Source organism: Armatimonadia bacterium, assembly GCA_039679385.1.
Taxonomy (GTDB): Bacteria; Armatimonadota; Zipacnadia; order Zipacnadales; family JABUFB01; genus JAJFTQ01.
The window spans coordinates 14739-25570 of the sequence record JBDKVB010000149.1 but is presented as its reverse complement, the minus strand read 5'-3'; the positions used below and the strand labels follow the sequence as shown (position 1 = coordinate 25570).

Annotated in this window: 11 protein-coding genes; 1 reads left to right on the top strand and 10 read right to left on the bottom strand. The window is 64.6% G+C overall.

Going from position 1 to position 10832, the window contains the following annotated elements; genetic code table 11:
- Positions 1-24 precede the first annotated feature (24 nt).
- Entirely contained in the window at positions 25-309 is a 285-nt protein-coding gene (locus tag ABFE16_17285; protein MEN6347054.1) for a DUF6504 family protein, read from the top strand.
- An 82-nt stretch (positions 310-391) separates the two neighbouring features.
- Here the strand turns inward: ABFE16_17285 and ABFE16_17280 are convergent, their stop codons facing one another.
- The 10 genes from ABFE16_17280 to ABFE16_17235 all read right to left on the bottom strand — a co-directional run bounded on the left by ABFE16_17280 (position 392) and on the right by ABFE16_17235 (position 10810).
- On the bottom strand, positions 392-766 hold the full coding sequence (locus tag ABFE16_17280; protein ID MEN6347053.1) for a hypothetical protein: 375 nt from the start codon (positions 764-766) through the stop codon (positions 392-394).
- 180 nt (positions 767-946) lie between these two features.
- Positions 947-1987, bottom strand: coding sequence for a uroporphyrinogen decarboxylase family protein (locus ABFE16_17275; protein MEN6347052.1), 1041 nt, complete (start codon positions 1985-1987; stop codon positions 947-949).
- Complete coding sequence (locus ABFE16_17270) at positions 1984-2871, bottom strand: metallophosphoesterase (GenBank protein MEN6347051.1); 888 nt, start codon at positions 2869-2871, stop codon at positions 1984-1986. The genes ABFE16_17275 and ABFE16_17270 overlap by 4 nt, the downstream gene beginning before the upstream one ends.
- 203 nt (positions 2872-3074) lie before the next feature.
- Complete coding sequence (locus ABFE16_17265) at positions 3075-3788, bottom strand: hypothetical protein (protein MEN6347050.1); 714 nt, start codon at positions 3786-3788, stop codon at positions 3075-3077.
- 132 nt (positions 3789-3920) lie between these two features.
- A complete protein-coding gene (locus ABFE16_17260) occupies positions 3921-4736 on the bottom strand; it encodes a hypothetical protein (GenBank protein MEN6347049.1) in 816 nt (271 codons plus the stop codon).
- Between the two features lie 51 nt (positions 4737-4787).
- A complete protein-coding gene (locus ABFE16_17255; protein MEN6347048.1) occupies positions 4788-5642 on the bottom strand; it encodes a hypothetical protein in 855 nt (284 codons plus the stop codon).
- A gap of 10 nt (positions 5643-5652) precedes the next feature.
- A complete protein-coding gene (locus ABFE16_17250; protein MEN6347047.1) occupies positions 5653-6279 on the bottom strand; it encodes a hypothetical protein in 627 nt (208 codons plus the stop codon).
- A gap of 30 nt (positions 6280-6309) precedes the next feature.
- Positions 6310-7590, bottom strand: coding sequence for a fibronectin type III domain-containing protein (locus ABFE16_17245; protein MEN6347046.1), 1281 nt, complete (start codon positions 7588-7590; stop codon positions 6310-6312).
- 39 nt (positions 7591-7629) lie between these two features.
- Entirely contained in the window at positions 7630-8754 is a 1125-nt protein-coding gene (locus ABFE16_17240; protein MEN6347045.1) for a hypothetical protein, read from the bottom strand.
- Positions 8755-8911: 157 nt separating this feature from the next.
- Complete coding sequence (locus tag ABFE16_17235; protein MEN6347044.1) at positions 8912-10810, bottom strand: glycosyl hydrolase; 1899 nt, start codon at positions 10808-10810, stop codon at positions 8912-8914.
- Between the last annotated feature and the right edge of the window lie 22 nt (positions 10811-10832).

The following is a 10832-nucleotide window of genomic DNA, read 5'->3' as shown; positions in this document are numbered from 1 at the left end:
GGTAGCCTTGCCGGAGTGACTGGTATGCTCATATCCGAGCCGATCCAGGTTGAGATGACCGATGAGGGGGACACGCTGCGCGAGCCGAAGGTCTTCGTGTGGCGCGGCGAGCGCTACGAGGTCGCGCAGGTCGAGAGCATGTGGACGGATACCGGCTTCGTTGCAGGCGAGAGGACGCGCACCTGGTACCGGCGACGACATCGCAACTACTGGAGGGTGAGGACGACGGCGGGAGAGGTGTACGAGCTGTACCTGGATCGTGGTGGGGGCCGCCGCACCTGGATACTGGCACGACGGGTCGACGAGTAGGGCTAGGCAGTCTGATCACGCACGGAAAAGGGGCGGCTCAAAGGCCGCCCCTCTCTGTTGGTCGCAGGACTTTGGCGAGCCGCTACTCCGGATAGCAGGTGACGACGGTCTCAGGGCTCTTCTCGCCAGCGGCTGTCGCGGTGAAGACACGGATCTTGTAGGTGATGTCGGACTTCTTGGCGTTCACTACGCGCGGGGTGGAGATGCGCACGGTGAGAGCGCCATCGTCATTGGTCCAGTGGCGGATGCCCGGGACCGAACCGACCGGCTTGTTATTGCCACGAACATAGACGTCGGTGACGACGATCACGAACTGCTTGCCTTCGGTCTGGATGTTCAGGTACACGCTCGGGCCGATCTTGTCGCCGTCCTTCGGCGAGTTAACAACCGGCGCCGAAGCGGCCAAGGCGACGCTGGCAAGGCACAGCAAGGCCACAACTGCGATGATCTTCTTCACGTCCGATGCCTCCCTTGGGTATTGCTTTGATTCACCCCTGGACCAATTCCCCATGTGGCTAAAGACAACTCCATTATAGCACATCGTTGCTGTTCTCAATCCCTCAAGTGCAGAGGAGGCCAGCGGTGACGGTCCCTGGCGACGGCCAAGGCCAGCACGGAACTGGGACTCAACTCGGCCCTACTTCGTCAGCCAGGACAGTGGGTAGGTGCCGTATTCGTAGAAGCCCGAATAGAGAGCCTCGATGTTCTCGAAAGGAACGTTTGGACCGATCTCGCCATGTAGCATACAGCCGCCGCTGAAGGACCCGAAGGCCTCGATGGCCTCTTTGACGGCCGCCTCAACGTCCTGCGGTGTGCCGAAGGGGATGACCCATTGCCGGTCGATGTCCGTGCGGATGCAAACCCGGCCGCCACAGATATCTCCTACTCTTTTCGTGCCCATGCACGCATGCTGCGGGTTCAAGACGGTGACGCCGATCTCGATGAGGTCGTCGATGATCTCCAGGATCCATCCATCGGTGTGGAACCAGACCTGGGCGCCGGCATCGCGAGCCACGGCAAACATCTTCGCATAGCGGGGCTTGAAGAACCGCCGCCACATGTCGGGGTGAATGAGCAGGCGGTCCTGGGAGCCCCAGTCATCACCAAAGCGGATGCAGTCGCACCCCGCCTTCACGTAGCGCTCGATGGAGTGGAGGTTGAAGTCGACCATGCGGTCGGCCAGCTCGTGGACGCCCTCGTTGTCCTCGGCGAGGTCCTCGAAGTAGTTCGCCGGTCCCCGCATGTGCTGCATGAGCTGGAAGAACCCGCCACCGGAGGCGGTGACGAACTCCTCGGGATGGCGCTGCTGAACGGAGGCCGCGAACTGCTCATAGTGGCTGTCGGGAGGCAAGGCCGGGAACTGGTAGTCGCGCCAGGAACCCCAGTCCGGGATCGCCGGTCGGTAGACCTCGCCGGTGGTGTAGCCGCGCAGACGACGCCAGGTGGTGCCCCAGCCATCCTGCCACTCGATCACATCGTTGACGTCCTGCCCCTCCTCCCAGGCCTGCTGCCCGGAGCGGTAGACCCCGTTGCCGAAGTCGTCCGGGTAGCGCTCCGCCAGGTCCAGCAGGCGCTGACCATGCTGGTGGATAGCGCCCGGGAAAGCGTAGTGCTCGATGGGGCACCGATCGGGACCTTTGAACTCGATGGCGGCGAGAACGCGCTCACGGCGTGTCATGGTGCCTGGACCTCTGCTTCCTTAGCGGTGAGTGTCATGGTGCGCGAGACGACAGTTCCGACGCCTCTGAGCACGAGCCGGTCGGGATAGACCTCGAGAATCCCGTAGCCGTTGCCGCCCTCCGGCGCCTCGACGAGACCGGGCATCGTCAGGTGGTGGATGCCCGCGTGGAAGGCATAGCCTCCGGCATGGTCATGACCGGAGAGGTAGGCGGCGACGCAGCCGGACTGCTCCAGGATTGCGGCGACCTGTTCGTGGTTCCAGATCAGGTGGTAGGCGTTGCTGGCCGGAAGGACCGTCGGGAGATGGCACAGCACGATCGCTCGCTCGCCACACCGGCGGACGTCGGCCAGCCGCTCGCGAAGCCAGCCCAGTTGCCGGTCGGTGAGGGCGCCGTTGTAGGTCTGGAGATTGGGCTGCCGGGCCAGATAGTCCTTGGCCAGGGCCTTCTCCTCCGGGCCGATCGGTGCGAGGCTGCTGATCTCCATCGCGTCAAGGACGAGGAACCGCCAGCCCCTGAGCCGCCACTCGTAGTAGGGCGTCGTCAGGCCGAAGCTGCGCATCAGCGCCGGTCGGCCCACCAGCAGGTCGTGGTTGCCTATCACGTGGTGCACCGGCACCGGAAGAGCCTTGTACAGCGCGCACATCTGGTCAAGCTCTGCCTGGCTGAGTGCGCCGTGACCGTCGATCAGGTCGCCGAGGTCAACCACGAAGTCGAGCTTTCGGGTGGCAAGGTCGGCGACACAGGCACGAAGCTTGTCGCCGGCTTCACGATAGCGGCGACGGCCCACGGTGTCCTTGTCGGCATACTGCACGTCGGCGACGAGGCCGATACACAGAGTCGGGGTCTCTGCGGCCACCTTGGCCGGGCGGGAGTCACTCACGATCTGAGCTCCGATCGGTGCGGGAAGTGCCAGGAGCAAGAAGGGGGCGACCAACAGAGGGAGACGGAAAACTGGGGCGATCATCGGCCTGTCCTCACGGTCGACCTCGCGCAGGGAGCTTGCTCAGGCAAGCCGGCGCTGAGGCGGTACTTCGCCCAGGGCTGCACGGCAAGAAAGGGCGCGCGGAATCCTTCGGCGGAGCATCATCCGAAGGGGTGACGCAAGGTCGGCCAGAAGTCATACAGCAGGAACTGTACGCGGCCGATGAGCAGGGAGATACGGGCCATGACCGTGTTGCCGAAACCCGCACCGAAGGCCACCATCAGGAACCAGATTCCTACCTTGGAGGCCTTGCCCAGCAAGCCCTTGTGTTCGAGCGAGAAGTAGAAATAGCTGAGGGTACAGATGACCCCCAGGACAATCAGGAAGTTGTTGAGGGCATCGGCCGGAGTGACCTGCCCGGCGATCGGCCACAGCGGCTTCATGGTTCCGCTCATCTGCTCCAGGAAGTAGCCCTGGACGGAGACGGGAATGCCCAGACCCGCGGCGGCGCCCATGGACAGGGCGATCGGCCAGCGTGAGAGGTAGTCGATCTTGGGGATGAAGCGCGTCAGCAGCAGCGCCCCGATGGCCAGCGGAACAATCAGTAGGTACTTGGGATGCTCCAGCGGCGGCGTTGCCTCGCCGGGTCGAAACAGCGGGCGGAAGATGTCGGGCATCACGTAGTCGTGGTAGGTGATGACGACACCGTAGGCCGCCGAGACACCCACGAAGAGGTGCTCGGCTGCCTTGTACACCGGGTTATCGGCGTACAGGAAGCTGAAGATCGCCAGCGTGAGAAGGGCAGCGAGCCAGGTGCCCCACACGTCAGCCGAGATCCCCAACCACTGCACTGCCGCCTGTTGGGCTTGTTCCATCGCAGTCTCCTGAGGCGATCACCGAGAGCGGATCCGCGAAGAGCAGACTCCTGCCGACGGTCCTTGCAGACGCCTCGCCTGCCTGTCACTCACTGAAAGCCCTGCGTCCAGCGACCTGTATCAGGCTCAGACTCAGGGGCGCTTCCTTGTGGCGAAATAGCCGATGTTACCCAGGAGGACAAAGAGGATGATGAGCAGGTGTGCGACCGACTGGCTCGTCATCCCCAGGAAGCCGTTGTCCTGCCTGCCAAGCAGCGCCTCGTAATCCGCGGCACCGCGCAGTCCGTTGAGCAGGCCCAGAATCTGCTTGGTGCTCAGATACGGGTAGTAGTCCGTCGCCATGACCGCGGTCACGCCCAGCGCCACGTCGGCTTTGAAGCGCTCGTGTCCGAACAGGATCCAGGTGTCGGGCGTTCGGCTCGAAGCCAGGTCGAGCACCATCCGCAGGTCCTTGAGGCCCATAAGGCCCCGCATCACAGGCAGCGTACCCAGGGGCCGCTTCTTGGAGTCGGCGGGATAGGTCTTGGGGATGTTGTCGCCCATCCCGAGCACGACAAGGTAGCCGCCGGGCTTGAAGCCCAGATTGACGAAGTCGGTGCCGTCCTTCTTGTTGGGGAAGTCTTTGGCGACCTTCGCCAGCGCGTCATCGGCCATCAGGCTGCCCTGCACCGACATGCTCATGGCGACGACGCGCAGGTCCTTGCTGAGGGCATGACGCAGGACGGCCAGCGCCATAGGATGTAGCTCGGGCATGGCCGCCGGGCCATAGGAGAAGGAGATCAGGATCGCGTCGCCCGGCTTGGCCGCCTCGATGTAGTCGTACACGTTCTTGGTGCGGTCGCTAACCGACGCCACCGGCAGCGCCCAATGGAACAGGAAGGGTGCAGCGACGGCGAGGCCGATCACCAGGAAGATCCATCTGCGGTCGAGGGCGACAAATCGTTGCATGAAATCCAAGCCCAGGACCTTCGCGCGGACCCGGCAGGTCGGTGACGAAGGTCAGGATTGCGGGCGACGACGCGCCAGCATGTAGCCAAGGTTGCCCAGCAGCACCAGGAACACGACCATCACATGGGCCACCGACTGGGAAGTCATCCCCAGCGTGCCCTTGTCGGGCTTGCCGAGCAGTGTCTCGTACTCAGCCGCCCCCTTGAGGCCGCTGATGAGGCCGGTTAGCTGCCCGGTCCCCAGGTAGGGATAGAAGTCGGTCGCCATGACCGCCGTCACACCCGCCGCCAGGGGCACATGGAACCGCTCATAGCCGAACAGAATCCACGCCGTCGGTGTGTCGCTCTGGGCCAGGTCGATGACCAGCCGCAGGTCCGACAGCTTCGCCAGGCCTCGCAGGACAGGAAGGCCGGCGGTCGAGTGTCCGGCGGCATCCTGAGCGTAGGTCTTGACGAGATTGGAGCCCATGCCCAGGATCACGAGCTCGTAGCCGGGCTTGAACCCCAGGTTCACATAGTCCCGGGTGGCCTCTTTGCCCGCGATCCCCTTGCTTGCCTGCGCGAAGGCGGCATCGGCCAGCAGCACGCCCTGAAGGTCCAGCGCGACGGCGACGACGCGCAGATTCCGGCTCAGGGCGTGGCGGATCAGAGCGACGGCCATGGGCTGCAGCTCGGGCATCGCCGCCGGGCCGTAGTCAAAGGCGATCATGACCGCCTCACCCGGCTGGGCCTTCTGCAAGACGTCGAACACTCGCTGAGTGCGTGCGTTCACCGAGCCCACGGGCATGACCCACTTCATGACAAAGGGCGCCGTGACGGCGACAGCGATCGCCAGGAAGACCCAACGACGATCAAGGCTCGCAAGGCGCTGCACGAACCGATAGGGATCAGCCGAGTCCTGGCTCACCCCGGCATGCTCATCCTCCGATGTGCGAGCGCTCGATACCCAGGATGATGCGCAGGGAGGTGGCGATGCCGCCCAGCGCCGACCCGAAGATGATGGCACGCTTGCTGGCCACGGCCGGCACGCTCATCAGCCACTCGGTCACCACCGGGAGCTTGTGCCACATCATCTCGCCGATCGGTACCCGGCCCAGCATGACGATGACGGCGGCCACGAGCAGGATGGTGGCCTCAGGCGTACGTGCCCGGAAGGTCCGGTAGGCTGCCGAGGCCATGAAGAAGGCCAGCAGCGCAAACATCGTCGCATCCAGGGGCACCAGCATGTTCTGGAAGCTCCAGGAGAAGGCGGTGCCGGGGTCCTTGCCCTTCCAGATGCCGACGACACAGACGAACACAAAGGAGACGACGGTGAGGATGCTGTACTGCCAGTCCTGCTGGCGGCGGCGAATCTTGGACAGATGGCGCGACATCAGGCTGGCGATCCCCAGGATGATGCCGAAGGCGGCGATGATCCGGAGCCAGATGTTGAACTCCTCGTAGGTGGCCTGGATCGCCTTGTGCGGCATGAAGAACTGCACAAGGAAGAACATGCCGCCGAGAAAGCCGAGCAGGATTGGGATGTGTACGCGCAATGCTTTCATAGTTGATTGGGTGGGACGCCTTGAGTGTGGCTACTGCGCGCTGAACCACTTCAGGACGAGATCGGCGACCTGCTTGAAGCCGAAGGCTTCGGCGGTCGCGGCAAGGGTGCCCAGAACCAGCAGACAGGTGATGATGGCTTTGCCGATGTCCTGGCCTTTGAGCTGCGCCAGGAGGGTCGGGTGACGAGACAGGTAAGCGCTGGCCGCGTACAGCTCTTCGCCCATCAGGGTGTAGTCGCAGGCGGTCACGAAGAAGGGGATCTGGGTGTCGGCGTCGGTGGCGGCGATCTGGATGGCTCCGGTCTGGTTGCCCGTTTCAGCCAGGATCAGGGACTCGGCGTAGAAGAAGCCGACGAAGAAGTTGGCTGCGGGCTTCTCGCGAACCATGAGCCCGTCGACGGCGGCCACGTAGCCGAACTGGCTGTCGGTGACGAAGAAGATGTTGTCGGGCCGGTAGGTCTGCGGGTGGCCGGCCTCGAGGTAGGCCTCGCGGACGATCTCGCGCTCGGCGGCCATGACGAGCGGATCGTAGCAGGGAACCAGAATCGGGGTCTCGTAGGCGGCCGTGCGCCTGGCAAGGTGGCCGAGGAACAGCGCGGAGGCGATGGTGGAGATCTCGCCGAGGTAGGTCAGGCCCGACACGAAGAGCATTGGTCGGCCCATCTCGGTGGCCCGACCAATGGCGTCGTCCACAGCCTGCAGACCGGCAATCGGTCGCACGTACATGTCCTTGCGCCGCGCGTAGGCGAAGCACAGGATGACGACGATGGTATAGAGCAGCACACCGACGAGGACATTGGTCTTGGCCGGATCGTACCACAGTCCTACGGGAACCGCCGGGCCGACTTCGGCGGAGGAGACTACCTCGGCCTGCTTCGCGGCGGGTTTGCCGGGCTCGGGTTTGGGTGCCTCGGCTCCCGGTGCGATCCAGGGCGATCCCGATTCGGCGTAGAGGGCTGCCACCTTGATCCGGTAGGAGCGTCCGGGATAGAGGTCCTTCGCTTTGGAGTCTGTTGCCTTCGGCGGCAGGGGCGATTCGGGCTGGAAGTCCTTACCCTCCTCGGCCACGGATACCTGGTAGCCGACCAACTCCTTGCCCTCGCCGGGCGGGGCTGTCGGCGCTTTCCATTCGACAAGGAGGGTGCTGCCGGCCTTATCCTCGCTGTCGTTGGTCACGGTGACGGCTCTGGGCGCGCGAGGATCGGCGGTCGTGACGGGCGCTGCCTGGCACCTTGCGTGCAAGGCCAGCGTCGCAAAGACCGTCACGGCCAGGGGAAGAAGCAAGCGTCGCCTGAGCGCAGATGCTCTCATGGGTCGGAAGGCCTCGCAGCGGGCTGAGAGTCCCGCGGGCTAGCTCTCGATGGTTTCGACGTTGGCTCTTGGCACGACTACCTGTCGTCCGTCGGGCAACTCGGCGACCAAGACGCGGACCAGGGCCTCGGTCTCGATCTGCCGCAACTCCTCGGGCAAGGCCGCCACGGTGGCCAGAACTCCGAAGTAGGGGTCACGGATGAGGCGGATCGGTGCTCCGATGCGGAGCCCGCCGTCCTGGGCCTCGCCCCTCTGGGCGGCTTTCAGTTCCTGCGAGTGCGTGACGATGACCTCGGGACGGATCACTCCGGCACGGATCTGGGTCGCGCCATTGATCGACGCTTCCTGACCCTCCCTGGCCTTGAGCAGGTCGAAGGAACGCTGCGCCATGGTGATCTGGCCGAAGCCCTCGGTGACGACCAGCGTGATGCCCTTGTGTTCGTGGCCGGTAATGGCCACACCCAGCGGATAGCCGAGGAAGTCGTCGAGGTCCTGATGCCCGATGCCGCCAACGACGATGCCGCGGGCCTTCAGCTCCGCGGCTCGATGCAGGGCCGCACCGGTTACGAGGCACCCGCCGACGATGACCTTGCCCTCGCAGCTCTCATCGAGAGCGGAGGCGTCGAGGACTTCGTCGGGGCCGGAGGCACGCAGCGCGATCTCTCCGTAGGCCTCGCCGCCGAAGCCGAAGATGCCCTGCAGGAGCGCACAGTGGGCCTCGACCACCACACCCTCGCTGCCGAGGATCTCGACCACTTCGCCGCCGACATAGGCTTCGAGATTCACCGGGATCGGCTCGCCGCGTACCAGGACCTGACCGGTGACCGCACTGATGGCCTCGATGGTGCCGGAGACGGTAGAGCGTGCGGTCGAGTGGAACAGACCCCAGAGCGCGCGGGTCTCAGCGAGGAACTCGCCGGCCTGCACCGAGTCGCCCTCGGCCTTGAGCATCGCCGCGGGCACTTCCTCGGGCTGCAAGTTCAGCTCACGCGACACGTTGACCGTCGTGACGTTGCCGGGCAGGGCCGTCGAGGCGACGAGGTCGCGGGCAGTCACCTGCCCGCCGAGCTCAACATGCACGGTGCCGGGCAGAGGCAACCGCCGCTCCTTGCGCAGGACCGTCGAGTCGGTGATTCGCAGGCCGGGTGTGTAGGCGTGGGCCATAGTGCTCCCAGGTACGTACCCGGCCCCGCAGGGACTCAGGTAGCTGTCCGAAGCGCGGGGCCAGGCACGGAGGACTTCGCATCCTGTCTTTTCGTCACAGCGACGGCGGGCACCTTCTGCGCCGACGCTTTTGCTGCGACGGTGCAATCAGAGGTCGTTAGTTGCGTAGCTGCACAAGGTCGTCGATACCGGTGACGTAGAGGACCTTTTCGCTCAGGTTCAGCGTGACGAAGCCGTCGAGCATCCCGAGTTCCACCGGCTTGCCGAGGTAGTCGAAGGCCTCCACCTTCGGCCCCGTAAAGGAGAGATCCACACTCCCGGTTCCACGAGCCAGCCACAAGGCGGCGGTCTTCGAGGTCCCGTTATCGAAGAGGAAGCAGTTGATGCCCTCGCCGAGGTCACGCTTCTCAAGGAACTTGCCCTTACCCAGGGCCTTCGTCATGGTCTGGTAGGCCTGGTAGGCGGGCTTGGGAGCCAGAGCGTTGTGGATAATGCCGAAGCGGTGCTCGTTGTAGGTCGCATCGTTGCCGCCGTCGCGGAACTCGTACCAGAAGACGTTCTCGACGCCGAGGGCGAGGGTGTTCATGTAGGCCCGGGGCAGGTACAGGGCCTCGGTGTCCTCCGGGACACCGTTCGCGTTGACATCTACGATGGCGCTGAGGAAGCCGCCCCTGAGCTCGCTGTCATACAGGTACAAGGCGACGGGGTAGCCGATAAAGTCCTTGCCGTTGTAGGCCGCGACCAGCGGGACGAACTTGTCCTTGCCCTTGAGCCCGCTGTCGGTGAGCCAGCGCGTGGTCTCCAGCTTTTCGGGAAGGGTGATGCCGGACTCGGGGCCGACGACGAGCTTCGCCGAGGCAGCCTTCTCGGGCACACCCTTCTCGATCCACCAGGCCTTCCAGCCCACGTGCAGTGGCGCACGACCGGCGTCGCCGGCACCGGGTGACTCCCACTTGCCGTCCTTGAAGGTGGAGGCGTAGTAGAAGGGCACACCGCCCAGATGGACCAGCAGGCCTCCGTCGCGGACGAACTTGAGCAGAGCCGGGTAGTAGTCGGCGGGGTAGGACTCGTTGGTCGGCATGACGAGAACCTGGGTGGTTGCCGGGGCAAGCTTCTCCAGCTCGGCAAGGCCCACGCTGCGGGCCGAGAAGCCGGGCAGGGCGCTCAGACTGGAGCGGACGAGGCCTCCCACCTGGCTGAGACCGGGCAGACCGGCCTCGTCGATCACTGCGACGCTGAAGTCCGTGCGACCGGGGAATCGTTGCTTCGCCGAGTAGGTGATGATCTGGGTGAGGAAGCCGCCGCTGTCGCCCGTCATCGGGGTGACATGGGTCGGCCAGCCGAACTCGGTGATCCACATCCGCTTGCCGCCGCCGTACTCCTCGAGGAGCTTCCAGGTCTCGGGGATCCGCTCGGCGATGTTGGCAGCTTCTTCGGGACGGGTCGGGTAGTTGTAGGGGTGAATCGCCAGGACGTCAAAGGAGCCGAAGGCGCCTGCGGCAAAGGTCTGGCGCATATAGTCGAGGGGAACGCCTGCGGTTCCGCCATAGACCACCTGCAGCGCCGGGTCGATGGCCTTGATGGTCTTGTAGGTGGCCTTCAGCAGCTCGGCGTACTGAGCGGCATCGGGCTTGGGCTTCCAGAAGCTGATGTTGGGCTCGTTCCAGACTTCCCAGTAACGCAGGTCGGCCTGGTAGCGGGTCACGATGGTGCGTACGTAGTTGCACCAGTCGTCGAGATGCTCGTGGGCGGGGAAGGCCCAGTCGACGTTGTAGCACAGGATCGGGAGCAAGGTGACCTGGTGCTTCTTGGCCGCGGCGACGATGGTGTCGTAGTTGTCGAAGTTCCACTGCCCCTTGGCCCGCTCGAAGTAGCCCCAGGTGAAGTCGGCGCGGGCCCAGTGGATCCCGGCCTCCTCCATCAACTGCAACTCGCGCTCGTGGTCGGCGAACTCCTGACCTCCGCCAAGGTGGGCGCAGACGCCGAAGGGGCTGATCTGCGCCAGTCCGGGCAGGGCCAGAGACAGGAAGGCAGCGGGTAGCAGGACACGCAGCATGGCACAACACTCCTTCTGGTGC

Bases quoted from the DNA above. Each gene is read 5' to 3' on its own strand.
- ABFE16_17285 (MEN6347054.1), top strand. From the start codon at position 25: ATGCTCATATCCGAGCCGATCCAGGTTGAGATGACCGATGAGGGGGAC.
- ABFE16_17275 (MEN6347052.1), bottom strand. From the start codon at position 1,987: ATGACACGCCGTGAGCGCGTTCTCGCCGCCATCGAGTTCAAAGGTCCC.
- ABFE16_17265 (MEN6347050.1), bottom strand. From the start codon at position 3,788: ATGGAACAAGCCCAACAGGCGGCAGTGCAGTGGTTGGGGATCTCGGCT.
- ABFE16_17260 (MEN6347049.1), bottom strand. From the start codon at position 4,736: ATGCAACGATTTGTCGCCCTCGACCGCAGATGGATCTTCCTGGTGATC.
- ABFE16_17250 (MEN6347047.1), bottom strand. From the start codon at position 6,279: ATGAAAGCATTGCGCGTACACATCCCAATCCTGCTCGGCTTTCTCGGC.
- ABFE16_17245 (MEN6347046.1), bottom strand. From the start codon at position 7,590: ATGAGAGCATCTGCGCTCAGGCGACGCTTGCTTCTTCCCCTGGCCGTG.
- ABFE16_17240 (MEN6347045.1), bottom strand. From the start codon at position 8,754: ATGGCCCACGCCTACACACCCGGCCTGCGAATCACCGACTCGACGGTC.
- ABFE16_17235 (MEN6347044.1), bottom strand. From the start codon at position 10,810: ATGCTGCGTGTCCTGCTACCCGCTGCCTTCCTGTCTCTGGCCCTGCCC.